General features: G+C 64.8%; 20 protein-coding genes. 9 read left to right on the top strand and 11 right to left on the bottom strand.

Going from position 1 to position 23,791, the window contains the following annotated elements; all coding sequences use genetic code 11:
* Window positions 1–114: 114 nt before the first annotated feature.
* Window positions 115–1,788: a glycosyltransferase family 39 protein gene (locus ACZ92H_RS01345; RefSeq protein ID WP_465048273.1), complete on the bottom strand. Its 1,674-nt coding sequence runs from the start codon at window positions 1,786–1,788 to the stop codon at window positions 115–117.
* The gene (locus ACZ92H_RS01340) at window positions 1,785–2,177 is read right to left on the bottom strand and encodes an Mth938-like domain-containing protein (protein WP_131370857.1); all 393 of its coding nucleotides are present in this window, start codon (window positions 2,175–2,177) and stop codon (window positions 1,785–1,787) included. The genes ACZ92H_RS01345 and ACZ92H_RS01340 overlap by 4 nt, the downstream gene beginning before the upstream one ends.
* Window positions 2,178–2,598: 421 nt before the next feature.
* On the opposite strand from ACZ92H_RS01340, the gene ACZ92H_RS01335 reads away from it, so the two are divergent.
* On the top strand, window positions 2,599–3,828 hold the full coding sequence (locus ACZ92H_RS01335) for a pyridoxal phosphate-dependent aminotransferase (RefSeq protein WP_131370854.1): 1,230 nt from the start codon (window positions 2,599–2,601) through the stop codon (window positions 3,826–3,828).
* A gap of 74 nt (window positions 3,829–3,902) precedes the next feature.
* Window positions 3,903–5,225 (top strand): homoserine dehydrogenase, encoded by a 1,323-nt coding sequence (locus tag ACZ92H_RS01330; RefSeq protein ID WP_131370851.1) that lies wholly within the window; start codon window positions 3,903–3,905, stop codon window positions 5,223–5,225.
* A gap of 63 nt (window positions 5,226–5,288) precedes the next feature.
* Here ACZ92H_RS01330 and ACZ92H_RS01325 read toward each other — a convergent pair whose 3' ends face one another.
* The 4 genes from ACZ92H_RS01325 to ACZ92H_RS01310 all read right to left on the bottom strand — a co-directional run bounded on the left by ACZ92H_RS01325 (window position 5,289) and on the right by ACZ92H_RS01310 (window position 8,758).
* The gene (locus ACZ92H_RS01325; RefSeq protein WP_465048274.1) at window positions 5,289–5,654 is read right to left on the bottom strand and encodes a ribonuclease E inhibitor RraB; all 366 of its coding nucleotides are present in this window, start codon (window positions 5,652–5,654) and stop codon (window positions 5,289–5,291) included.
* Between the two features lie 146 nt (window positions 5,655–5,800).
* Entirely contained in the window at window positions 5,801–6,361 is a 561-nt protein-coding gene (locus ACZ92H_RS01320; RefSeq protein ID WP_131370845.1) for an outer membrane beta-barrel protein, read from the bottom strand.
* 169 nt (window positions 6,362–6,530) lie between these two features.
* Complete coding sequence (locus ACZ92H_RS01315; RefSeq protein ID WP_131370842.1) at window positions 6,531–8,039, bottom strand: sensor histidine kinase N-terminal domain-containing protein; 1,509 nt, start codon at window positions 8,037–8,039, stop codon at window positions 6,531–6,533.
* Complete coding sequence (locus ACZ92H_RS01310; RefSeq protein ID WP_131370839.1) at window positions 8,036–8,758, bottom strand: response regulator; 723 nt, start codon at window positions 8,756–8,758, stop codon at window positions 8,036–8,038. Before ACZ92H_RS01310 ends, ACZ92H_RS01315 begins: the two co-directional genes overlap by 4 nt.
* Window positions 8,759–8,972: 214 nt before the next feature.
* Between ACZ92H_RS01310 and ACZ92H_RS01305 the strand changes: the two genes are divergently transcribed.
* The 6 genes from ACZ92H_RS01305 to ACZ92H_RS01280 all read left to right on the top strand — a co-directional run bounded on the left by ACZ92H_RS01305 (window position 8,973) and on the right by ACZ92H_RS01280 (window position 16,164).
* Entirely contained in the window at window positions 8,973–10,034 is a 1,062-nt protein-coding gene (locus tag ACZ92H_RS01305; protein ID WP_131370836.1) for a porin, read from the top strand.
* Window positions 10,035–10,037: 3 nt separating this feature from the next.
* A complete protein-coding gene (locus tag ACZ92H_RS01300; protein WP_465048275.1) occupies window positions 10,038–11,024 on the top strand; it encodes a Bug family tripartite tricarboxylate transporter substrate binding protein in 987 nt (328 codons plus the stop codon).
* A gap of 40 nt (window positions 11,025–11,064) precedes the next feature.
* Window positions 11,065–12,162 (top strand): ABC transporter substrate-binding protein, encoded by a 1,098-nt coding sequence (locus ACZ92H_RS01295; protein ID WP_465048276.1) that lies wholly within the window; start codon window positions 11,065–11,067, stop codon window positions 12,160–12,162.
* Window positions 12,163–12,230: 68 nt separating this feature from the next.
* Window positions 12,231–14,021, top strand: a complete 1,791-nt coding sequence (locus tag ACZ92H_RS01290; RefSeq protein WP_131370830.1) for an ABC transporter permease — start codon at window positions 12,231–12,233, stop codon at window positions 14,019–14,021.
* 20 nt (window positions 14,022–14,041) lie between these two features.
* Window positions 14,042–15,115 (top strand): ABC transporter ATP-binding protein, encoded by a 1,074-nt coding sequence (locus tag ACZ92H_RS01285; protein ID WP_465048277.1) that lies wholly within the window; start codon window positions 14,042–14,044, stop codon window positions 15,113–15,115.
* 2 nt (window positions 15,116–15,117) lie between these two features.
* Window positions 15,118–16,164 carry an AbrB family transcriptional regulator gene (locus ACZ92H_RS01280; protein WP_465048278.1) on the top strand — a complete coding sequence of 349 codons (1,047 nt, stop codon included), beginning with the start codon at window positions 15,118–15,120 and terminating at the stop codon, window positions 16,162–16,164.
* Between the two features lie 6 nt (window positions 16,165–16,170).
* Here the strand turns inward: ACZ92H_RS01280 and ACZ92H_RS01275 are convergent, their stop codons facing one another.
* The 3 genes from ACZ92H_RS01275 to ACZ92H_RS01265 are packed head-to-tail and all read right to left on the bottom strand — an operon-like array spanning window position 16,171 to window position 17,819.
* Window positions 16,171–16,953, bottom strand: a complete 783-nt coding sequence (locus ACZ92H_RS01275; protein WP_465048279.1) for a DUF2145 domain-containing protein — start codon at window positions 16,951–16,953, stop codon at window positions 16,171–16,173.
* Entirely contained in the window at window positions 16,950–17,372 is a 423-nt protein-coding gene (locus tag ACZ92H_RS01270; protein WP_465048280.1) for a hypothetical protein, read from the bottom strand. The genes ACZ92H_RS01275 and ACZ92H_RS01270 overlap by 4 nt, the downstream gene beginning before the upstream one ends.
* 24 nt (window positions 17,373–17,396) lie before the next feature.
* The gene (locus tag ACZ92H_RS01265; protein WP_465048281.1) at window positions 17,397–17,819 is read right to left on the bottom strand and encodes a hypothetical protein; all 423 of its coding nucleotides are present in this window, start codon (window positions 17,817–17,819) and stop codon (window positions 17,397–17,399) included.
* Between the two features lie 161 nt (window positions 17,820–17,980).
* Here ACZ92H_RS01265 and ACZ92H_RS01260 point away from each other — a divergent pair, with 161 nt between their 5' ends.
* Complete coding sequence (locus ACZ92H_RS01260) at window positions 17,981–18,724, top strand: helix-turn-helix domain-containing protein (RefSeq protein WP_465048282.1); 744 nt, start codon at window positions 17,981–17,983, stop codon at window positions 18,722–18,724.
* 237 nt (window positions 18,725–18,961) lie between these two features.
* Here ACZ92H_RS01260 and ACZ92H_RS01255 read toward each other — a convergent pair whose 3' ends face one another.
* Together ACZ92H_RS01255 and ACZ92H_RS01250 are read right to left on the bottom strand one after the other, a co-directional pair.
* Window positions 18,962–20,470, bottom strand: a complete 1,509-nt coding sequence (locus ACZ92H_RS01255; RefSeq protein ID WP_465048283.1) for a DUF3999 family protein — start codon at window positions 20,468–20,470, stop codon at window positions 18,962–18,964.
* Window positions 20,467–23,676 (bottom strand): DUF2339 domain-containing protein, encoded by a 3,210-nt coding sequence (locus tag ACZ92H_RS01250; RefSeq protein ID WP_465048284.1) that lies wholly within the window; start codon window positions 23,674–23,676, stop codon window positions 20,467–20,469. The genes ACZ92H_RS01255 and ACZ92H_RS01250 overlap by 4 nt, the downstream gene beginning before the upstream one ends.
* Window positions 23,677–23,791 lie beyond the last annotated feature (115 nt).

Here is a 23,791-nt window from a genome sequence, read left to right as displayed (position 1 = left end):
TATAGCGTTAATCTGGCGGCACAGCTGGTTCAGCGGGAAAAATCATGCTGATGCGGGGGCGGGGCAAGCTGGCCGGGGGCGCGATGGCTGGTGCCGCGCGCCCCTGTTCATTGTTTATTTATTGGCGATGGCCATGCGGCGCGCATCCTGGGCGATCACGCGCATGGGAACGCCACGTTGCTGCAGTTCCTTGTAACGGTCCAGGCTGATGATGGCCACGTCCCGTACGCCGGCATTGGCATCGGTGGTCCATTGCGTGATGAAAGGCTCGATGCTGGGCAAGGACAGTTCCGGCTGCTGTTTCAGGCCGAACGTGAACTCATCCCAGTAATCGACGAGGATCACGGGCCGCTGCAAATAATACGTCAGCGACTGTTCATAGATGCCGACCGAATAGACCTTGGTGTCCGCTGCCAGTTCGGCCTGGATCTGCGGCAGCATGTCGGTGCCCGCGCGGTTCTGGCCATACAGCTCGGAGCCTGCCAGGATGCAGTGCGTGGCCAGGAAGCCGGCGCCGGCGATGGTCAGCACGGTCATGTCGCGGCGCAGCTGGCGCGCATGCAGCAGGGCCAGCGCGCCGCCGGCCAGGGCGAAGAAACCGGCCGCCATCAGCCACGGCTGGTAGCCTTTCAAGGCGATCAGGGCCGCCGGATCGCGCGCGCTGGCCTTGCTGAAGGCGATCGGTCCGCCGATCAGGATGGCCGCGCCCAGCAGGCACAGCAGACTGGCCGCGAGCATGCGCTGGCGGCGCGAGGCCGATTCCAGGAACAGCGCGATCAGCAGCGCCAGGGCCGGGAAGATGGGCACGATGTAGCCGGGCAGCTTCGAGGTCGAATAGCTGAAGAAAAAGAAGATGAACACGGCCCAGATCAGCAGCATCAAGCGGGGCTGGAAAGCGCCGTCCTGGCGCTTGAAGGCGGCGGCGATGCTTTGCGGCAGCACGCCTATCCATGGCAGGATGCCGGGGATCAGCAGCACCAGGAAGTAGTACCAGGCGCCTTCGCGCTTGTGGCCCTTCATCAGGAAGCGCTGGAAATGCTCGTGGACGAAGAAGAAATACGGCTGTTCGGGATTGCGCAGGGCCACCAGCACGAACCATGGCGTGGCGATGGCGAAGAACACCAGCAAGCCCTTGACCAGGTGCAGGCGCGTCCAGATGCGCCAGTCGCGCGCCAGCAGCGAGTACAGCACCAGCACGGCGCCCGGCAGCACGATGCCGATCAGGCCCTTGGCCAGCACGGCCAGCGCCATGCCAGCCCAGCACGCCAGCATCCAGTTGCGCCGCTCGGCTGCGGTCGCCTCGTCGCGCTGGGCCACCAGCAGGCTGGCCAGGGTAATCGTCATCATGCCCGACAGGCCCATGTCCAGCGAATTGATCTGGCCCGAAGCGAGCCAGAACAGGCTCGACGCCAGCACCAGGCCCGCATACAGGCCCACGCGCGGACCGAAGACGCGCTTGCCGGCATACGCCGTCATGCACACGCCGATGATGCCGCACAGCCCCGTCCACAGCCGCGCCTGCCATTCGCCCAGGCCGAAGGCGGCGAAGGTCAGCGCGTTCATCCAGGTTTGCAGCGGCGGTTTTTCAAAGTACTTGATGCCGTTCAGGCGCGTGGTGATCCAGTCGCCCGTGACGAACATCTCGCGCGCCATCTCGGCGTAGCGCCCCTCGTCGGGCGGCACCAGCGTGCGGATGCCCAGCGCGTACAGGGTCACGACGATGAAGATCCCCAGCAGGGACCACATCAGCACGCGCGAGGCGTGCAGCTCGTTCACATTGATTTTCATGCGGCGCTGCCCGCGCCAGGCGCCAGGATCAGGGCCAGGGTGACTTTGCGGCCTTCGCCCATGAGGATATTGTAGGTGCGGCAGGCGGCCTGGCTATCCATGCATTCGACGCCGATGCGGCGCATGGTCAGCGCGGCCGTCAGTTTCGGATGCACGAAGCGCTGGCGTTCGCCCGTGCCGAGGATGACGACGTCGGGCGCATCTTCCAGGATCTGCGCGAAATGCGCCTCGCTCAGCTGCTCGAAACTGGCCACTTCCCACGCGCGCGGCGGCGCTTCCGGCATGACGATCAGGCTATAGTGGTAGGGCTGGGCATTGATCTCCACGCCATTTTCATCGTAGCCTGTGACGGTTTGGTATTGTTGGGTGCTGCTGGCATGGAGTTTCATGGCGATGTGAGGGCTGGTCGTGTCGGTTGATCGGTGCGCGCGCCGTCCGGAAATGCGCTGCGGCCAAGGGCGTCAGCATGCCATAAATGACAGAAAAGAGCGACTGAAAAGCAACATCCTTTCCAATTTGCAATCTTGCAGGCAACTCCGGCAGGCGGCGCGGGCGGACGGCGCTTGCCATAGTAGTAGGCAAAGATTAAGAGAAGATGAAGAGGGCGCGGCGGGAAAAGCCTGCGCGCGCCGCCAAGCGTGGCATAAACAGCGCGAAATGCTGCAATTTGCCATGTTTAATTTGATAAAATGGCCTGCTTTCGGCGAGAATGGTTGTTTTCGCATTGCAGTCTCACGGGTTCACAGTTCTGGCGCGGCAATCAAGCTGCAAGCGTAGTCCGGCCGCGCCGCATCACGACAGGGATTTATTTTGCGACCGATTCAGAAATCGAATAAATTGGCGGACGTCTGCTACGACATCCGCGGCCCGGTCCTGGAAAAATCCAGGCAAATGGAAGAAGAAGGCCACAAGATCACCAAGCTCAATATCGGCAACCTGGCCGTATTCGGCTTCGACCCGCCGGACGAGATCGTGCGCGACATGATGCTCAACCTGCAAAATGCCGCCGGCTATACGGATTCGAAGGGCATGTTCGCGCCGCGCAAGGCCGTCATGCACTACACGCAGGGCAAGAACATCGCCGGCGTCACCATCGATGACATTTACCTGGGCAACGGCGCCTCGGAGCTGATCGTCATGTCGATGAATGCGCTGCTCAACAGCGGCGACGAAGTGCTGGTGCCGGCGCCCGACTATCCGCTGTGGACGGCCGCCGTCAGCCTGTCCGGCGGCAATCCCGTGCATTATGTGTGCGACGAGCAGAACGAGTGGTATCCCGACATCGACGACATGCGCCGCAAGATCACGCCGCACACGAAAGCCATCGTCGTCATCAATCCGAACAATCCCACCGGCGCGCTGTATCCGGTGGAAGTGCTGCTGCAGATCGTCGAACTGGCGCGCCAGCATCAATTGATCATTTTCGCCGACGAGATCTACGACAAGGTGCTGTACGACGAAGCCGAGCACGTGTCGATCGCCTCGCTGGCCGACGACGTGCTGTTCATCACCATGAACGGCCTGTCGAAGAATTACCGCTCCTGCGGCTACCGGTCCGGCTGGATGGTGGTTTCGGGTGAAAAGCGGCACGCCAAGGATTACATCGAGGGCCTCAACATGCTGGCCTCGATGCGGCTATGCGCCAACGCGCCGGGACAGTTTGCCATCCAGACGGCGCTTGGCGGCTACCAGAGCATACAAGACCTGGTGGGGCCTGGCGGGCGCCTGTTGAAACAGCGCGACCTGGCGCACAAGCTGCTGACCGATATCCCGGGCGTCACCTGTGTCAAGCCGAAGGCCGCGCTGTACATGTTCCCGCGCCTGGACCCGGCCATCTACCCGATCGCCGACGACCAGCAGTTTGCCTATGAATTACTGGCCGAAGCGAAGGTCCTGATCGTGCAGGGCACGGGCTTCAACTGGATCGCGCCCGACCACTTCCGCGTCGTCTTCCTGCCCAACTCCGATGACCTGACCGAGGCCATGGGCCGCATTGCGCGCTTCCTCGAAGGTTACCGCAAGCGCCACAGCCGGGGCTGAGCCGGCCAGCAGCAATCTCGATCAACCTGGCGCCGCACCCGGCGGCGCCACTTAATGAGCAGTCAAGCACAACTATGAAATCCATCAAGATCGGCCTGCTGGGCCTGGGCAACGTCGGCTTCGGCACGTTCAGCGTCCTGCAACGCAACCAGGAAGAAATCAAGCGCCGCGCGGGCCGCGGCATCGAAGTCGTCGCCGTCGCCGTGCGCGACGTGGCGCGCGCCGAAGCGCTCGTCGCCGGCGCCTGCAAGGTGCTCAACGACCCGGCCCTCATCGTCAACGATCCGGAGATCGACATCGTCGTGGAACTGATCGGCGGCTACGACCTGTCGAAAACCCTGGTCATGCAAGCCATCGCCAACGGCAAGCACGTGGTCACGGCCAACAAGGCCCTGCTGGCCGTGCACGGCAATGAAATCTTCGCCGCCGCCCAGGACAAGGGCGTGATGGTGGCCTTCGAGGCGGCCGTCGCCGGCGGCATCCCCATCATCAAGGCGCTGCGCGAAGGCTTGACGGCCAACCGCATCGAGTGGATCGCCGGCATCATCAACGGCACCACCAACTTCATCCTTTCCGAGATGCGCGACAAGGGCCTCGATTTCGCCACCGTGCTGAAACAGGCGCAGGAACTGGGCTACGCGGAAGCCGACCCCACCTTCGACATCGAAGGCGTCGACGCCGCGCACAAGGCCACCATCATGTCGGCCATCGCCTTCGGCATCCCGGTGCAGTTCGACAAGGCCTACGTGGAAGGCATCAGCAACCTCAATGCCGTCGACATCCGCTACGCCGAGCAGCTGGGCTACCGCATCAAGCTGCTGGGCATCACCAAGCGCACCACCGTCAATGGCGTGGAAGGCATCGAGCTGCGCGTGCATCCGACCCTGATCCCGGCCAAGCGCCTGATCGCCAACGTCGAAGGCGCGATGAACGCGGTGCTGGTGCATGGCGACGCCGTCGGCGCCAGCCTGTATTCGGGCCGCGGCGCGGGCGCCGAGCCGACCGCTTCGTCGGTGATCGCCGACCTGGTCGACATCACCCGCCTGGCGACGGCCGACCCGGAGCACCGCGTGCCGCACCTGGCGTTCCAGCCGAACGCCATGACCAACATCGAGATTTTGCCGATGTCGGAAATCACCACCAGCTACTACCTGCGCATGCACGTGGCCGACCAGCCGGGCGTGCTGGCCGACCTGACGCGCATCCTGGCCGAGCGCGGCATCTCGATCGACGCCATGCTGCAGAAAGAGCCGGCCGAGGGCGAGACGCACACGGACATCATCATGCTGACGCACCAGACGCAGGAAAAGAACGTCACGGCCGCCATCGGGAAGATGGAAGCGCTGGACAGCGTGGTGGGCACCGTTACCAAGATCCGCCTGGAAAACCTCAGCTGACCGTTGCCGGCGATCCATGCAAAACGGCGCCCGCGGGCGCCGTTTTTTCATCCAATGACTGCCTTACAGTTGCGGCGTGTCGGGTGCGCCCACGGGGCCCACATCCATGCCGTCATAGCTGGCCAGCTGGTTTTCCTGCGCAAACGCCATCAGTTCGCCATTGCGCGCATGCAGGCTGTCGACGCCGTGCACTTCGGCCTTTTCCACGTGCAGCACCCACACGGGCGCGGCAGCCGGGTCGTCGAGCTCCGGCTGGTACAGCTCCACCGGACGGTAGCCCTGGACGGCCAGCAGGGCCGCCGCCTGTTCCAGCGGTGCGGAAGTCGGGTTGGTGAAGTAATAGCCCCACAGCAGCGGCTGGGTCAAGTCCCAGGGCGCGTTCTCGGCGATATTGGCAAACAGTTCGGTTACGTCGTCTTTGGTCATCATGGCGGCAGGCTTTCATTAAAATCTCAGGGCGCGATCTTAGCATCCATGCCGCTTGCACGCCATTCGCCCATAAAAAAACCGGCTGGATAGCCGGTTTTCTTATCAGCCGCTAACAACGGCTTGATTCTGATTCGCGCGAGCGTGAATTAGAACTTGTAACGCAGGCCGATCGACAGCAGGTCGGCTTTCAGTTTCATGCCATCCTGGCTCAGCGTTTTGCCGAAGTTTTCATATTCAGCAACGGCCGACAGGTTTTTATTGATGTTATAAGCCGCGCCGATGCCAAACAGGGCGGCGGTTTTGTTTTTCGAACCGCTGGCGTTGAAACCGATCAGGTTCAATTTAACTTTGGTGTGGTTTTGCGTTACACCAGCTTTTGCGAACAGCGAGAACTGTTCGTTCAGTGGCAACGTGCCCGTGGCGGCGACGTAGAAAGCGCTCGTTTCCATGCTCAGCGATTCCTTGCCTTCGCTTTCTTTCAGCTTGCCGAAATTGACGTAGCCGGCTTCTGCGCCGAAGTTAGGCGTGAAGTCGTAACCAGCGTACGCTTTAAAGCCGGTTTTGTTTTCTTTGCCCGAAACGTCATCACCCGACAATTTCAATTCCGAACGGCCGACATTCGCGCCGACATAAATGTTTTCCGCTTGTGCGAACAAAGGGAATGCCAGGGCGGCGCCAACGACTACTGCAAACAATTGCTTTTTCATATTAATCCTAGATAATTAATGCGGAGAGACTGTCTCGCCGCTTAATGGGAGCCGAATTGTATAGGGATGAATATGTTTATGTAAGGCAATTATTTAAAAAATATTAGAAATAGATTATGTGTTGTTTTTTGGTAACAGTCGATATTCAATGCATATCTGTGTCCGCTGTTTATGCGACGCCGCCAAAATGCACGCTGACTTTCAGGCCGTGTCCATTCGCCGCCGTCGCCAGTTCCAGGCGCGCGCCATGCAGGGCGGCGATGTCGCGCACGATGGCCAGGCCCAGGCCGGCGCCGCCAGGATTGCTTTCGAGTGCCGCGCCGACGCGGTAAAACGGCGTAAACACGCGTTCGCGCTCGGCTGGCGGGATGCCGGGGCCGCTGTCTTCCACTTCCAGCACCGTGTCGCTGTCGCCGCCGTCCTGACGCGGCACGCGCACGCGCAGGACCACGCTGCCGCCCGGTGGCGTGTAGCGCAGGGCATTGTCGACCAGGTTGGCCACCAGTTCGTGCAGCAGCAGCGCCTGGCCATGCACAGGCGCTTCATCGGGCGCTTCCAGCGACAGGTCGATATGCTTGCCGACGGCGGCCATGGCCATTTCCAGTCCCACCTGCTGCGCCACGTCGCGCAGCGGCACGGTGTCCATCGCCAGGTTCTCGCCGCCATGCTCGATGCGCGCCAGGGTCAGCAGGCGGTTGGCCAGCAGCACGGTGGAATCGGTGGTGGCGGCGATCGAGCACACGATGTTGCGCAGGGCCGCCATGTCCTGTGGCGCGGCGCCCTGGCGGTCGCATTCGCGCAGGGCCAGTTCGGCCTGGGTTTTCAGCACCGTCAGCGGCGTGCGCAGCTGGTGCGAGGCGTCGGCGATGAAGCGCCGCTGGCTGGCGATCAGCTGCTGCAGGCGCGACATGGAACCGTTCATGGCGCTCACCAGCGGGCGCATTTCCCGGTGCACCAGGGTAGGATCGACATCGGACAGGTCGGACAGGGTGCGCGTCTCGACTTCCGTTTTCAATCGCATCAGCGGCTGCAGCACCAGGCGCACGGCAAACCACACGAGGGCGCCCATCACCAGTATCATCGCCGCCTGCCAGCTCAGCGTGTCGAACAGGATCTGGTTCGACAGGCCGCGCCGCGCGTCCAGCGTCTCGGCTACCTGGATCAGGGCGATGCCGCGCATCGAATCGTCATACACGGGCTGCAGCAGGGCGGCGATGCGGATCGGCTTGCCGTGGTAATCCGCGTGGTAGAAGCGCACCAGGGCCGGATAATTCTGCGAGCGGGGCACGTTCTTCGGCACGGGCGGCAGGTCGCCATAGCCCGAGACCAGTTCGCCGTTGATGCCCGTCACCTTGTAATAGATGCGCCCCAGCGTGTCGGTCTCGAAGCTGTCGAGGGCCACGTAAGGCACTTCGGCCACCACCTTGCCGCCGACGATGGAGACCCGTTCGGCCAGCGCGCGCGTCGACGCCAGCAGCGAGCGGTCATACGCCATGTCGGCCGCGTCGAGCGCGTTGCGGTACACAAAGACGGCGTCGAGCAGCACCAGCATCACCAGCGGGATGAGCAGCCAGCGCAGCAACTGGCTGCGCAGGCTGCCCAGCGGCCGGCCCTGCGCCCGGCGCCGGCGCAGGCGCGCGAGCAGGGGCGGGCGCGGCTGCCGGGGGGCGGCGCTCATTTCGACGCGGCTGGCGCCATGGCGCTGCGCGGCTGCAGCAGGTAGCCGATGCCGCGCAGGGTGGTGATGACGGCGCCGTCGGGCGAACCGGCTTCCACGCCGTTCTCCAGCTTCTTGCGCACGCGGTGGATGTACAGTTCGATGGCGTCCAGGTTGGCGTCGTCGGCCAGCGCGAAGACTTCGTCGAACAGCTTTTCCTTCGACACGGCGCGCCCCGAGCGGGTGATCAGCGCTTCGAGCACGGCGTGCTCGCGCGGGGTCAGGGGAAAAGGGGCGCCGGCATAGCTGAACATGCGCGTGACGGTGTCGAAACTGAGCGCGCCGCAGCTGTGCACGAGCGCTTCGTTGCCCTGGCTGCGGCGCAGCAGGGCCTTCACGCGCGCTTCCAGTTCGGCCAGCTCGAACGGCTTGGCCATGTAGTCGTCCGCGCCCAGGTTCAGCCCCTGCACTTTTTCATCCAGGCCGCCGCGCGCCGTGAGTATCATGACGGGGGTCTTGCCGCGCGTGCCGCCGCGCGCGCGCAGGCGCCGCAACACGTCCAGGCCATCCATTTTCGGCAAGGTCAGGTCGAGCAGCACCAGTGAGTATTCCTGCGTGTGCAGCAGGGCGTCGGCATCGGCGCCGTTGTGGGCGGTCTCCACCGTCAGGTGCGCGTCGCGCAGGGCCTTTGCCAGCCAGTGCGACAGCTCCAGATGGTCTTCCACTAATAATATGCGCATGGTCTCCGCCATTCGTTTGAATTGGTGCAGTGTAAGCCTGTCGGCGCGTTGCCGACAGGGGCGGCCATGAATATGTTTGTGGCAGTTGTGGCTGGCCGGCGACACCTGTCAGTCTGAAAGCGAATTGAAAGGATGGCGCTCATATAGTGTGATCCTGATTCATGAAATTGATCAGGCATATCACTAATAACTATATCTAAGGGAGACACGCTACATGAAGAAATCCGCATTCTCGCTGGCCGCCATGGCCGTCCTGGCCACTGCTGGCAGCGCCCAGGCCCAGTCGAACGTCACCTTGTACGGCCGCCTCGACGCCGGCGTCAGCACCACCAGCAACGCCGGGCCGAACAAAAGCTCGGTGACGCAAGTCAGTTCGGGCGGCATGAATACTTCGCGCTGGGGCATCCTGGGCAGCGAAGACCTGGGCGGCGGCCTGAAAGCCGTGTTCAATCTGGAAGGCGGCATCCTGGTCGACACGGGCGCGGCCGACGGCGCGCTGTTCAAGCGCCAGGCCAACGTGGGCCTGGAAGGCGCATTCGGCCGCGTCGTGCTGGGCCGCTCGTTCACCACCGTGTATGACTTCGTGCTGCCGTTCGATCCGATGGCGTATGCGCCGTTCTATTCGTGGGCCACGTCGGGCAATGCGACGGGCCCCAGCAAGTACGGCATGACGACCGCCTTCGACAACATGGTCAAGTATTCGGGCAAGACGGGTGACTTCAGCTATGGCGCGTCGTACGGCTTTGGCGAACAGTCGACGGGCACCTCGGACAGCGCCAAGCTGTCCACGGCCGTCACCTATAAAGCGGGTCCCGTGAGCCTGCTGGCCACCTATGAGCGTGTCAACGGCAATGCCATCGCCGGCGGCGCGCGCGACAAGAACGTCGTGTACCACCTGGGCGCCATGTATGACGACGGCCCGTGGAAGGTGCAGGCGGCGGCGCGCGACTACAAGCTCGATCCGGCAGCGGCCGGCAAGCCTGACGTGCGCGGCACCCTGTACTGGGGCGGCGTCAGCTACAAGACCACGCCGGTGATCACCCTGACGGGCGTGATCTACTACCAGGACGTGAAAAACGTGGCGGCCAACCTCGACGCCGATCCGATCATGTACGTGGCGCGCCTGCGCTATGCCCTGTCCAAGCGCACCGACCTGTACGTGGCCGGCGCGTATGCCAAGGCCAAGCACAACCAGCTGGTCAGCCTGTCGCGCGACGATGCCGGTTTCGGCGACACGCAGCGCGGCCTGATCGCCGGCATCCAGCACCGCTTCTAAGCCATGACCATGCTGCGCTTCCTGCTCCTGTCCCTGTGCTGCCTGCTGACCGCCACTGCGGGGGCGCAGGCCAGCGCCCCCGCGCCGGTCGAATGCGTGGTGCCGTCCAAGCCGGGCGGCGCCATGGACCTGACGTGCAAGCTGGCGAAAAAAGGCCTGGCGCAGGAAGGCGCGGCAGCCGCCCTGGCGCCGATGCGCATCAGCTATCTGCCCGGCGGCATCGGCGCGGTGGCCTGGCATTCGATGGCCTCGCAACGCCGCCGCGCCGAGCCGAACACCCTGGTGGCGTTTTCGGGCGGCTCGCTGCTCAATCTGGCGCAGGGCAAGTTCGGCAACGCCAAGGCGGGCGACGTGCGCTGGGTGGCGGCCCTGGGCGCCGACTACGGCATGATCGCCGTGCGCAGCGATTCGCCGTACAAGACCCTGGCGGACCTGATCGCCGCCTTGCGCCAGCATCCGGACAAGGTGCTGATCGGCGTCTCCGGCACCATCGGCAGCCAGGACTGGCTGAAGATGGCGCTGGTGGCGCGCCACGCGGGCATCGACCCGAAAGTGCTGCGCTTCGTCGCGCTGGAAGGCGGCGGCGAAGTGTTTACGGCGATGCAGGCCGATTACGTGCAGGTGGTCTCGGGCGACACGTCCGAAGCCACGCTGAACGCCAGCGCCAACCATGCGCGCGTGCTGGCCGTGCTGGCGGAAAAGCGCCTGCCCGGCGTGCTGGCCGGCGTGCCGACGGCGCGCGAGCAGGGCGTCGACGTGGTCTGGCCCATCATCCGCGGCGTGTGGATGGGGCCACAGGTCCCCGAGGCGGACTACCAGCGCTGGGTTGCCACGTTCGAGCGCGCCATGGCCACGCCGCAGTTCGCCGAATGGCGCGCGCAGGCGGGCCTGTATCCATTTGCCCTCACGGGGCCGAAGCTGACGGCCTACGTCAGCAAAGCGGTCGACGAGTATGCCAGGCAGGCCACCGAGCTTGGCCTGATGCGTTGAACACACTTATTTACAACAAATTCACAGACGGAGACAACCCATGCACACCAAGACCATCCTCAGCATCGCCATGGCCGGCGCCTTTGCCACCCTGGCCGGCGCCGCCTTCGCGCAAGTGCCGCCCGGTTATCCGGCCGATTACCAGAAGATCATCGACGCGGCCAAGAAGGAAGGCAAGCTGGTGATCTACAGCGCCACCGACAGCAAGGCCGCCGCGCCCCTGATCAAGGATTTCAGCGCCCTGTATCCTGGCATTTCCGTCGAATACAACGACATGAATTCCACCGAAGTGTACAACCGCTTCATTTCCGAAGTGGCGGCCGGCGGCAACACGGCCGACGTGATGTGGTCGTCGGCGATGGACCTGCAGATGCGCCTCGCCTCGGATGGCTACGCACTGAAGTACAAGTCCGTCGAAGCGGCGAAGATTCCCGGCTGGGCGATGTGGGACGACCAGGCCTACGGCACCACGTTCGAGCCGGCCGCCATCGTCTACAACAAGCGCTTGCTCGATCCGAAGGAAGTGCCGAAGAACCACGACGATTTCGTCAAGCTGATCGCCACGCCGAAATTCAAGGACAAGGTCACCACCTACGACATCGAAAAATCGGGCGTCGGCTTCATGTTCATGGCGCAGGATGCCAAGGAATACCCGCAGTTCCTGGCGCTGGAAAACGCGTTTGGCGCGGCCAAGGTGCGCGTGCAGTCGTCGACGGGCACCATGATGGAGCGCATTTCGTCCGGTGAAAACCTGATCGGCTACAACGTGCTGGGCTCTTATGCCCTGGTGCGCGCCAAGACCGACCCGTCGATCGGCGTCGTGCTGCCGAAGGATTACACCCTGATCCTGTCGCGCGTGCAGTTCATCAACAAGAACGCGAAGAACGTCAACGCCAGCAAGCTGTGGCTCGATTACGTGCTGTCGCACCGCGGCCAGACCGTCGTCTCGAACGGCGCCAAGCTGTTCGCCATCCGCGCCGACGTCACGGGCGAGACCACCTCGGCTGACCTGATCAAGGAAATCGGCGCGGCCAACGTCAAGCCGATTCCCGTGCACCCGATCATCCTGCAATTCCTGGGGCCGGCCAAGCGCATGGCCTTCCTGAAGCAATGGAAAGAAACAGCTGGCAAGAAATAACGCCGACTTAGCCGCCCGCGAGCCTGGCTTGCGGGCGCACGCCGCACCCTTCATTCACTGGATTCATCATGCAAACTGCTATCTTGCCGCTGCCTGCACGGTCGCGCTCTCTCCTGTCGCGCCTGAACTGGCCGCGCGGCGTGGTGGTGACGATCACGCTGATCGCCATTTTCCTGCCCCTGTTCCTGATTTTCTACCAAAGCTTCCTGAACGCGCCCTTCTTCATGCCGGTGCGCGAATTCGGCTTTGACTCCTACCGTTTCATCTTCGATGATCCCGATTTCTCGATGGCCTTCAAGAATGGCCTGATGCTGGCCTTCGGCCTGACCGTCATTGCCGTGCCGCTGGGCGGCATGCTGGCCTTTTTGATGGTGCGCACCGATTTGCCCGGCCGTAGCTGGGTCGCGCCCATGCTGCTGGTGCCGATCTTTGTCTCGCCGATGGTGATGGGCTTCGGCTACGTCGTCTCGATGGGCCCCGTGGGCTTCTATTCGATCTGGGCCAAGGAGCTGATCGGCTTCGTGCCCTGGAATATCTATTCGTTCACCAGCATCGTCATCATCGCCGGCCTGACGCACGTGCCGCACGTGTACCTGTATGCGTCGTCGGCGCTGAAAAGCCTGGGCTCGGACGTGGAAGAAGCGGCCCGCGTGGCCGGCGCCTCGCCGGTGCAGGTGATGCTGAACGTGTCGCTGCCGATGATCATGCCGGCGCTGGCGTATGCGGGCGTGCTGGTGTTCTTCCTCGGTTTCGAGGTGTTCGGCCTGGTGCTGGTGCTGGGCGACCCGGAAGGCCACCTGGTGCTGCCGACCTATCTGTACAAGCTGACGAATAAACTGGGCACGCCGTCCTACCACCTGATGGCCGCCGTCGCCGTCTGCCTGGTGATGGTGACCATGCCGCTGGTGATGATACAGCGCTGGCTGCTCAAGTCGGCCAACAAGTACGTGTCGATCAAGGGCAAGGGCGCGCGCAGCAAGGCCATGCCGCTGGGCCGCTGGAAGTGGCTGGCATTCGCCCTGCTGGCGGGCTGGCTGATCTTCACCATCATCCTGCCTTTGAGCGGCATCGTGCTGCGCTCCTTCGTGCAGTACTGGGGCGAGGGCGTGCACCTGGCCGACGTGCTGACCTTGCAGCATTTCCGCGATATCTTCGACCAGCCATCGCTGGTGCGCGGCATCGTCAACACCATCCTGATCGGCGTCGTCGGCGGCGCCCTGGCCGTGGGCTGCTACAGCTTCATCGCGCTGGCCATGCACCGCAAGCAGGACGGCATCACGCGCCTGCTCGACTACAGCGTGCTGGTGCCGCGCGCCGTGCCGGGCCTGCTGGCCGGCCTGTCCTTCCTGTGGGTGTTCCTGTTCGTGCCGGCCTGGCTCGACGGCATGCTGAAGGGCATGGACAACGGCGTGGCCCTGTGGCTGAGCGGCCACGTGATTCCCGTGCTGCGCGAACTGCGCTCGACCATCTTCGCCCTGTGGCTGGCGTATTCGGTGGTGTGGATGGCCTACGGCATGCGCCTGATTTCCACCGCGCTGCTGCAGGTGGGGCCGGAACTGGAGGAGGCGGCGCGCGCCGTCGGCGCCAGCCGCGGCCAGGTGACGCGCGACGTGACCCTGCCGCTGATCAAATACGGCTTGCTGGGCGCCTGGCTGATGGTCTTCCTGATCTTCGAGCGCGAATATTCAACGGGCGTGTACCTGCTCTCGCCGGGCACGGAAGTGATCGGCGCCATGCTGGTATCGCTGTGGGCGGGCGGTTCGACCGACCTGGTAGCGGCGCTGTCCTTCATCAACATCACCCTGGTGGCCATCGGCCTGGGCATCGCGCTGCGCTTTGGCGTGAAGTTACATAACTAATTAGAGACTGAGACAAGATCATGAATGAACTGAGCGTCAATGAACTGCACCTGGACTACGGCACCGGCGCCTCCGCCAACCCGATCCTCAAGGGTGTCTCGATGCACCTGAAAAAAGGCGAAGTGGTCGCCTTGCTGGGGCCTTCGGGCAGCGGCAAGACCACCTTGCTGCGCGCCGTCGCCGGGCTGGAAAGCCCGAAAGCGGGCACGATCCAGATCGGCGAGCGCAATGTCTACGATGGCGCGAAACGCTTCGAGATGCCGGCCGAGCAGCGCAACCTGGGCCTGGTGTTCCAGTCGTACGCGCTGTGGCCGCACAAGACCGTCTTCGACAACGTCGCCTACGGCCTCAAATTGCGCAAGATGGGCGTGTCCGATATCGCCGGGCGCGTGAAGGAAGTGCTGACGCAGCTGGGCCTGGGGCACCTGGGCGAGCGTTATCCGCACCAATTGTCCGGCGGCCAGCAGCAGCGCGTGGCGATTGCCCGCGCGCTGGTGTACAACCCGCCCGTGATCCTGCTCGACGAACCGCTGTCGAACCTGGACGCCAAGCTGCGCGAAGAGGCGCGGGCCTTTTTGCGCGAGCTGATCGTGCGCCTGGGCCTGTCGGCCCTGATGGTGACGCATGACCAGGGCGAGGCGATGGCTATTTCCGACCGCATTTTGCTGCTCAATAACGGCAAGATCGAGCAGCAGGGCACGCCGCAAAGCATGTATGAAACGCCCGACACCCTGTTCACGGCCGAATTCATGGGCAGCAATAACCGCCTGCCCGGCAAGGTGCTGCAGCGCGACGGCGGCGCCGTGCGCCTGCAGGTGGACGGCGCCACCATGCAGGGCGTGGCGCGCGGCGCCAACGTCGGCGCGGAAGTGACCACCATGATTCGCGTCGAAGAGGTGAAAATCAGCGCCACGCAGGTGGACAACGCCATCGAGCTGCCGCTGCTGACCTGCATGTACCTGGGCGACCGCTGGGAGTGCCTGTTCCAGCGCGGCGGCGCCGAGAACATCAGCCTGCGCGCCTATTCGCGCCACAAGCTGGAAGCGGGCAAGTACTGGCTGCACATGCCGGCCGATAAGCTCTGGGTGTTTTAAGCGTGCCGTGGTGGTCGCGCTGGCGTGCCTTTTGCGCGGCGCTGGCCACCGGCCTGGCTGGCGCCGCCATCTGCCTGTGGCTGCGCACGCCCCTGCCGTGGATGATCGGGCCCCTGTTTGCCACGGCCGCGCTGCGGCTGGCGGGGCGCGAGCTGGCCTGTCCCGTGCGCGTGCGCGAAGCGGGACAGTGGGCCATCGGCACGGCGCTGGGGCTGTATTTCACGGCGCCCGTGCTGGCCGTGCTGCTGGACTTTACGCCGTGGATCGCCGCCGCCGTCCTGTTCGCGCTGGCGCTGGGCGGCGCTGGCGCGCTGCTGCTGCGGCGCCTGTCCGGCGTCGACAGCGCCACCGCCTTCTTTGCCATGGCCGTGGGCGGCGCGTCGGAAATGGCCGTGCAGAGCGAACGCCATGGCGCGGACGTGGGCAAGGTGGCGGCCGCGCACAGCCTGCGCATGATGCTGGTGGTGGCGACGATTCCATTCGGCGTGCGCTACTGGGGCAGCCATGGCCTGGAAGAAGGGCATGAAACGTTCGTGCCCGGCGCCGCGCTGGTCGACTATGGCGGGCTGGCGCTGCTGGTGGGTGCCACCGTGCTGGCGGCCCTCGTCTTCAAGAAAGGGCGGCTGCCGAATGCCTGGGTCATCGGCCCGCTGCTGGCGGCACTGCTGCTGACGGCGTGCGGCATCCACCTGTCGCGCCTGCCCGAGTGGATGATACGCGCGGGACAGCTGTTCATCGGCATCGCCCTTGGCACCCGCTTCAGTCCCGCCTTTTTATACACGGCGCCCCGCTACCTGGCGAGCGTGGCCTTGTGCAGCATCCTGATGCTGCTGCTGGCGGCCGCCTTCGGCCTGGGTCTGGCCCACTGGCTGGGCATGCATCCCGGCACGGCCATCCTGGCTACGTCGCCCGGCGGCATCGCGGAAATGTCGCTGACAGCCAAGACCCTGCATCTGGGCGTGCCCATCGTCACGGCCTTTCACGTGGCGCGCATGGTGGTGTTGGTGCTGGCGATCGGGCCGCTGTTCCGCGTGCTGCGGCGGCCGTAGCCGGCCTTAGTTGCGCACGACAATTTCCTGCGCCTGCGGTTCGCGCTGGCGCACGAAGCGGGCCACGGCATCGACGGTGACGGCGTCGATCTTGCCCGCCATGCGCCGGTCGAACGGGTGATCGTCGAAGGCGATATTGGCGCGGAACATGCGCGCCCCCAGGCGCGTGGTGGCGGGAATGTTCAGGGTTTGCGGGCGGAAGTCGACGCTGCGCAGCCAGCTTTGCGCTTCGGCGCGCGTCTCGATCTTGCCCGGCTCGACACTGGCGGCGGCCAGGGTTTCCAGCACCCACTGGTTCGAATTCTGGTACCTGGTGGAAAACGGGTAGGCCAGCATATTGTAGCGCGCGTCGTGCAGGCGCTTGGGCGTGTTGCTGGCCAGCAGGCGTACCAGTTGCTGCTGCGTCTCCTGGCCGGGAATCAGGATCAGCGTTTCATACATGAACACATCGTCCATGAAGAAATTGCCCAAGCCTTCGTTGTACAGCGACGATTGCGCCGTGCCGCATTCATTGAGTTCATGCACCACCAGCCAGCGGCCCTTCGGGTGGTCGCGCCAGGCCAGCGCCATGTGCGAATAGCGCACATTGTATTTCGACAGGTCCTGGCCGGCCCGCGCCACCAGGGCCACTTGCGCGCCCGACTGGTCGAGCGCCTGCAGGGTCTTTTGCGCCAGGTCCATCGATTTGACGAGCGTGGCGGCATCCGTGGGTTTTTCCTCGCACGAGCGCCCCGCATGGGCAGCGCCGGCCAGGGCCAGGCTGAGGACGATGGCAGCCAGGCGTTTCACGGTGACACTTTCGAGTGGTGAAGGATGGCATTGCCGGCCGCATTCGGCAGGTAAGCGATGGCCTTGCCCGACAGCACCAGCATGTGGCCCGTCGAGACGGCGACCACCTCGACTGCCGTACCGGCCGCCAGCGACAGACCCTGCGTGGCTTGCTTGCCCACCTTGACGGATGCCGTGGCCGCCTGCGAGGCGCCCTTGGCCGTGCTCTTGAGCACCAGCACGCTGCCGTCCGCCATGTCTTCCACCGTGTCGATGACAACGGTGCCGGCCTGCGCCAGGATGGACATGGAGCCGACCAGCACGATGGCCGACGCCATGCTGGCGTTGTCGGAGGCGTTGGTGGTATCGGAATTGGCCGCCTGCGCCAGCGGCGCCAGGGTGGCGGCGCACAGCAGGGCGGTGGCGAGCAGATGTTTCATGGGATGGTGGTTTTTCATGGCGATTTATACTTTGGAGTGATGCAGCAGCGCCTTGCCCAGTTCGTTCGGGATGAAGGCGATGGCCTTGCCGGACAAGACCAGCATGTGGCCGGTGGACAGGGCCACCACATTGACCACGGTGCCGGCGGCCAGCGACAGGCCCTTGGCCGCTTGCGTGCTCATCTGGATGGAAGCGCCACCCGCTTCGGAGGCGCCTTTCAGCACGATGACGATGCCGACACCCACCGTTTCCACGCTGGCAACGACCACCTGGCCGGAGGCGACCAGCATCGACAGCGAACCGCCGACGACGACGGCGGAACCGTCGCTGAGGTTTTGCGAACCTTTCGACAAGTTCTCCGAGGCGGCGGCGTGGGCCAGGCCGGGGGCGGCCACGGACAAGGTCAGCAGCGACAAGGACAGGCAGAGGGGCAGCAGGCGTTTCATGTGTTTCTCCTTCGAGTGTGCCAATTGGCAACGTCATCATTGTAGACTGACGGCAATAGGTCAATGAAAACGCTACTCGTAGCGGACGAACATACCGCCGGTAGCGTATTGCGCTACTTTTTTGGTGTGCCACAGCGATATTATTTTTATCAAGGAAATGCATGCCGCAAACCCACGCCCTGATCGAGGCCCTGAAGCGCCTGGTGAAAGCGCGCGCCGTCACGTATGCCGAGCTGGCCGGGCGCATCGGCGTCTCCGAGGCCAGCGTCAAGCGCATGTTCTCGCAGAAGCAATTTACCCTGCAGCGGCTGGACCAGATCCTGGTGGCCATCGGCAGCGATTTCCAGCAGCTGGCGCTGGCCGTGCAGGCGGCACAGGCCACGCCGACCCTGATCACGGGGCTGACGTATGCGCAAGAGAAGGAAATCATCGAGGACACCAAGCTGTTCGTCGTGGCCGTGTCGGCCCTGAACCTGCTGCCGCTGGAACAGATCGTCGCCATCTACGACATCAGCGAGGCGGAGGCCGTGAAGTACCTGCTGCGCCTCGATAAAATCGGCTTCCTGGAACTGCTGCCGAATAACCGGGTCAAACTGCTGGTGGCGCGCACGTTTGCGTGGATACCGAATGGCCCCATCCATACTTATTTCAAGCAGGAAGCCTATGGCGACTATCTGAATGCGCAATTCGATGGCGAGACGGAATTGCTGCGCCTGGTGAACGTGATGCTGTCGAAAAAATCCACGGCGGCCTTGCTGGAACGCTTGAAGCAAGTGGCGGTGGAATTTTCCCAGCAGCATCAGGAAGACGCCCGCCTGCCTGGCGACGAACGCCTGGCCATCAGCTTCCTGCTGGCGGCCCGGCCATGGATGCCGCAAACGTTCAAGGCGCTGTTGCGGCAGTGAGGCGGCAACTGCGCGATCCGGCAAGACGGCAAGTCAGCGGTGAAGAGCAAGTCGGCAGTGAAGAGCAAGTCAGCCGTTAAGGGCAAGTCGGCAATGAAGCCAGCAAGCCAGCCAGCAGACCAGCAGGCCAGCAAGCCGGAAAGAAGGCAAGAAGGCAAGAAGGCGAGCCAGCCGGCAAATTGACAAGTGAGTCAGCCGGCAGCGGCGCTGATACGTCTGCAAGGCCCGCCCTGGCCGCTAGTCGCGCAGGTTTTCGCCCTGTGTTGCTTGCTTGCCCGCTTGTTGTTCTGCTTGTTGTTCTGTTTGTTGTCCTGCTTGTTGTTCCTGTTTCATCTGCGCCAGCAGGTGCCAGGCAAAAAAGCCCAGCACCCCTACGCCCAGCAGCAATGCGGCCCACAGCGCGGCCAGGCGCCATGATGCGCCATCCTTTGTCTGGTCGGCTGGCGCCGCCGCGCCCCCGGTGGCGTTGAGCGGACCGGTGCTGGCGGTCTTGAGCGCCAGCAGTTCGTCGGCCTTGAAGCCGGGCGCCACCTGCGACAGCGGCTGCGCAACGGCGGCGGCGTTGGGGTTGCCGAACGCCAGGCGATAGGGCGGCTTGCCGCTGGCCAGGAAAACCACGATGGCCGGTGTCCAGCCCAGGCGCAAGGCTGGTGCATCGCCGGCGGAGAGCGGCTGTTCCGTGGCAGTCTGCAGCACCCATTCGCCAGTGTGTGTTACGGGCATGGCCAGGTCGCCCGAGACGCGCTCCTTGCCCTCGAGGCCGATGCGGTAAAACGTCGCGCCCAGCAGCGGATCAAAATACGCGCCTTGCGCTGGAAGGGCCTGGTGGCGCAGGCGCAGCCGTTGCCGGGGAACATCGCCGTGTTGGCGATACACGCCCAGGGTTACGGGCAGCACGGTATTGGCTTGTGTTAATTGCAGGGCAACGCTGTCGGCGGGAATGGCGGGGGGCGCCGCATAGCGCCATTCATGGGCCAGCTTGCCGGGCGTGCCTTGCAGCACGATGGCGGCGCGCGGTGGGGCGATGTCCGTTTCGCTGACGGCTTGCGCCGTGATCGCGGCAAAGGCCAGCGGTTCGCCCGCTTGCCAGCTCAGGCGTGCGTAGCGAAACGCGCGCGGCGCGAAGGCGATGCTGTCGTTGGCCAAGGTCTGCGTGTCGTTATTGCTGAGCCAATTCAGGGTGGTGGTGCCGATGGCGTCCCATTGTTTCAGGTCGTCACTCACTTCCAGCAGCACTTGTGCACTGTAATTGTCCGAGCGGGCCGGTGGCGTGAAGCGCATGGCGGCGATGCGCCTGTCTTGCGCTTGCTGGCCCAGGTCGAGGATCAGCGCTTGCAGCGCCGCCGTACTGGCCGCCGTGCCGGCGCGCGCGCTGACCGACAGCAGCCGGCCATCGTCGGCCGTGCGGATATCGATGCCTTGCACGCCATCGCCCGTTGCCGGCGCGCCCGTCACGGGGAATATGCGGGCGGGAATGGCCGTCGTGTGCCTGGCCGATTGCGCGGGTGGCGCGCCGATGGCGTAGGCCAGGCGTTTGCCGTCGGCGTCGAACAGGCGCAGGTCGGCCAGGCTGGCCGAGCTGGCGTGCAGATAGACTTCCCTGGGCAACGACAGCTGGACGAGCCCCGCGCCGGCCGGCGATTGGACGGGCATGCTCCAGGCATAGTCCTGCGGCCGGTCCTGGGCTGGCGCGGCCAGCGCGGCGCCGGCCAGCAACCAGGTGCAAAAGAGGAATGCGGGTTTCATGCGGCTCCTTGCTGCGGTTCGGCTGGCACCGGCGCGGCAGCCTTGGGGAAGGGCGCCAGGTAGCCGATCAAGACCATCAGCATACCCACGCCCACGAAAGACACGATGCGTTCGATGCCGCCCACGTTGGACAGGTCGATCAGGAACAGTTTCACGACGACCAGTCCCAGCAGCACGGCGCCCAGGCTCCACTGCTGGCGCCGCTGTTGGCGGGCCGCATGGCGCATCAGCAGCAGGGCCGTGATGCTCCACACGAGCGACAGCATGGCTTGCACGAATTGCGAAGCCAGCATGGCGTCAAACGTGTACGGCACGCCCAGGTAGTGTGAAACCGTGCGCAGCAGCATCAGGTTGAACCAGCCATACAGGAAGCAGGCGGCCACCACAGGCAAGCGCGCTTGCCACGGGGCCGGCAGCGGCACCTGGCCCGCAGGCAATAAACGGTAGCTGGCGATGGCCAGCAGGACGGCAAAGCCCGTGCTCAGGTCCAGCGGATTGAGCAGCGGCAAGTAGGGCAGGGGTGCCATGGCGCCATCGTCGACAATATTCCATGCGGCAATCAAGAGCAGCGACCACAGCGCACCGAGCGGTATCAGGGTGCGCTGATACCAGGCGGCGATGGGCGCCACCGGCCAGCTTGCTGTACGGCAGCGGCGGATCAGCCAGGCCAGCGCCAGCATCATGGCCCAGGCCGGCAAGTAGCGGGCCCAGGCAGGGCTGACGCCGCCGTCGTGGCGTGCCAGCCAGGCGCTGACGTGCATGGCGCCCACGGGCCACAGCATCAGCCACGGCGCGGCCGTGCGCAGCGTATGCAGCAGGCGCTGCGCCCGCGCGTCGAGGTGCCAGCCGGCTTTCGGCCATGCCAGCAGCAGGTATTCGCCGGCCGCCAGCGCGCCGGCCAGGGCCAGCCAGGACAGGCCCGTCGGCAGGTAATCGCGCAAGTACAAGGCCTGCAGCAGGTTGGCGCTCCACAGGCCCAGGCCGATCCAGGCAGCTACGCCGAACCAGCGCAGCTGCGGCCAATCCAGGCGCCGCGCCACGATGGCGAAGGCGGGTGTCGTGACGCACACGGCAAGCAGGTACAGCGCCAGCCAGTGCTCGCCCGCATGCGGCTGCATGCCCACGTCGCCGTCGACCAGGCCCAGCAGCCAGCTGGTGAGCGGCACGAGGACGGCGGCAAACCACAGCACGCCGCTCCATTGCAGCAGGGGGCGCGCCGCGAGGGCGATCAGGGCATCGCCGGCGCGCGCGCGCCGCGCGGCAAACCAGGCGCTGGCGAAGGCGGCGGCGCCCAGCAGCAGGGCGCTGAGGAAGGAACCGTCCAGCAGGCTGGCCGGATGCGCATCCCAGGCCCAGCTGGAGCGGCTCAGCAGCACCAGGCCCGCCAGCACTTGCACGGCCAGCAGCAGCGCGCGCGGCGCATGCCAGTCTTCGCGCCGTGCCAGCCAGGCCAGCAAGGCTGCCACGCCCAGGGCGCTGATGGTCAGCAGGTTCAGCAAGGTGGCCGCCTGCGCGCGCAGCAGGATTTCATTCCAGACGCCGCCCAGCAGCCATGCCGTGGCGGCCGTCAGGAACAGCACGGACAAGCCCGACATCAGTTCCGGGTACAGGTGGCTGCCGTGGCGGCGGAAATTGAAGGCCATCACCAGCGCGGCGGCGGCCAGCAGCAGGCAGCCGAGCCAGATGTTGGCCTGCAGGGCCGTTGCCGCATCGAGTTCCAGCATGGCGAACAGGAAGGAAATCCAGGCACCCGCCTGCACCAGCAGACCGAAGGCCCAGGCCAGCGTCTGGCGCTGGCGCAAGCCGACCCAGACGATGCCCGCGCCTTCCAGGGCCCAGGCGGCCGAGGTCCAGCGGCCGTCGAGGGCGAAGGGGATGGCCAGGGTGCCAAACACGATGCCCAGCGCGAGGAATGCTTCGGCCAGCAGCTTGAAGCCGGCCCTGCGCCACAGCGCCACGGCCAGGCCCGTGTAGCACAGGCCGGCGGCCAGCGCGGAAAAGGCCAGGCCGAACTCGACGTGCCGCACCAGTCCGTATTGCAGGCCCATGGCCGCCAGCGGCGTGCCGAACACCAAGGTGCCATCCACGTAATGCTTGAGGCGCGGCGCCTGGCGCGCGCAATAGGCGATGGCGATGCCGACATAGAACAGCACGAAGAGGAGCAGAAACAGCTGGCTCGACAGGTAGTTGTCCGGCGTGTAGCGCAGCAGGCCCCAGGCGGTGGCGACGACAAAGGTAAAGCCAAAGCTGAGCACATTCAGCACTCGCCATGCGCGTTTCAGGGCGATGGCGAAGACGCCCGCATTGAGCAGCGCGTAATAACTGAACAGGCCGATATGGCTGCCGCTGCCCGTCGATACCAGCAGGGGCACGGCAAAGCCGCCGACGATGCCGAAGACGGCCAGCCAGACGGCGTTTTGCAGCACGGCCAGCAGGCAGGTAAATGCCGTCAGCACGAACAGCAGGGCGAACGCCAGGCCGGCCGGCATCAGCTCGTAGAGGCGGAAGGCGCCAAAGGTGACGAGCATCAATATCGCCAGCGCCGTGCCCTGCAGGGGCAGGCTGATGCCGGGACGCGCGACACGGATGCGCCAGGCCCAGGCCAGCAGGGCGATGTCCGCCAGCGCGATGCCGGCCAGGCGCAGTTCGATGGGGATCGTCACCTGCGCCGACACGTACTTGAGCAGGAAGCTGACGCCGAGGAACAGGATCAGCAAGCCCAGCTTGGCGACCAGGTTGCCCGTAAACAGCCAGTTCCTGGCCTTGGCGACGAGACCGTCCGGGCGCGCGATCCACGACGGCGTGCTGGCGGTGGGCGCTGGCCTCGACGGGGGCGGCGGTGCCGCCAGCGCCGGCGCGGGTGCTGCGACAGGGGCTGCGGCTGCGGCTGGCGCAGCCTTGGCCAGTGCGACCGGCGCGTTCGCCGCTGCTGGCGACACGGCCACAGGTGCCGGCACAGGTACCTGTGCGGGTGCGGAAGCCGCGACAGGCGCAGGCTCCGGCACGGGGGCTGCGCGTTCCACGGCGGCCGCTGGCGTGGCTGCCTCGCCTTCGAGCGCGCGCAGGCGCTGCTGGATGCTGTCGACTTCCTTGCGCAGGCGGGCCGTCAGCAACTCCATGTCCGCGACTTTTCTGCGGTACTGCAGCGCCAGCACGAATCCGGTGATCAGCACGCCAAGGATGAACAAGGTGATCAATCCAAACATGAGGCAATTTTCCTGGAAGAGCGGGCGGAGGTGCCCACGGTATGCGCACATTACCTTATTATCAAGAAACAGGCGATATTTGTGGCGGCAGGGTCAGCCGGGGCAAGTATCCAGG

This window comes from Janthinobacterium foliorum (genome assembly GCF_978021625.1).
This window is presented reverse-complemented; position numbering and strand designations above follow the sequence as displayed.

Bases quoted from the DNA above. Each gene is read 5' to 3' on its own strand.
- ACZ92H_RS01345 (WP_465048273.1), bottom strand. From the start codon at position 1,788: ATGAAAATCAATGTGAACGAGCTGCACGCCTCGCGCGTGCTGATGTGG.
- ACZ92H_RS01340 (WP_131370857.1), bottom strand. From the start codon at position 2,177: ATGAAACTCCATGCCAGCAGCACCCAACAATACCAAACCGTCACAGGC.
- ACZ92H_RS01330 (WP_131370851.1), top strand. From the start codon at position 3,903: ATGAAATCCATCAAGATCGGCCTGCTGGGCCTGGGCAACGTCGGCTTC.
- ACZ92H_RS01325 (WP_465048274.1), bottom strand. From the start codon at position 5,654: ATGATGACCAAAGACGACGTAACCGAACTGTTTGCCAATATCGCCGAG.
- ACZ92H_RS01320 (WP_131370845.1), bottom strand. From the start codon at position 6,361: ATGAAAAAGCAATTGTTTGCAGTAGTCGTTGGCGCCGCCCTGGCATTC.
- ACZ92H_RS01315 (WP_131370842.1), bottom strand. From the start codon at position 8,039: ATGAGCGCCGCCCCCCGGCAGCCGCGCCCGCCCCTGCTCGCGCGCCTG.
- ACZ92H_RS01310 (WP_131370839.1), bottom strand. From the start codon at position 8,758: ATGCGCATATTATTAGTGGAAGACCATCTGGAGCTGTCGCACTGGCTG.
- ACZ92H_RS01305 (WP_131370836.1), top strand. From the start codon at position 8,973: ATGAAGAAATCCGCATTCTCGCTGGCCGCCATGGCCGTCCTGGCCACT.
- ACZ92H_RS01300 (WP_465048275.1), top strand. From the start codon at position 10,038: ATGACCATGCTGCGCTTCCTGCTCCTGTCCCTGTGCTGCCTGCTGACC.
- ACZ92H_RS01295 (WP_465048276.1), top strand. From the start codon at position 11,065: ATGCACACCAAGACCATCCTCAGCATCGCCATGGCCGGCGCCTTTGCC.
- ACZ92H_RS01290 (WP_131370830.1), top strand. From the start codon at position 12,231: ATGCAAACTGCTATCTTGCCGCTGCCTGCACGGTCGCGCTCTCTCCTG.
- ACZ92H_RS01285 (WP_465048277.1), top strand. From the start codon at position 14,042: ATGAATGAACTGAGCGTCAATGAACTGCACCTGGACTACGGCACCGGC.
- ACZ92H_RS01270 (WP_465048280.1), bottom strand. From the start codon at position 17,372: ATGAAACATCTGCTCGCCACCGCCCTGCTGTGCGCCGCCACCCTGGCG.
- ACZ92H_RS01265 (WP_465048281.1), bottom strand. From the start codon at position 17,819: ATGAAACGCCTGCTGCCCCTCTGCCTGTCCTTGTCGCTGCTGACCTTG.
- ACZ92H_RS01260 (WP_465048282.1), top strand. From the start codon at position 17,981: ATGCCGCAAACCCACGCCCTGATCGAGGCCCTGAAGCGCCTGGTGAAA.
- ACZ92H_RS01255 (WP_465048283.1), bottom strand. From the start codon at position 20,470: ATGAAACCCGCATTCCTCTTTTGCACCTGGTTGCTGGCCGGCGCCGCG.
- ACZ92H_RS01250 (WP_465048284.1), bottom strand. From the start codon at position 23,676: ATGTTTGGATTGATCACCTTGTTCATCCTTGGCGTGCTGATCACCGGA.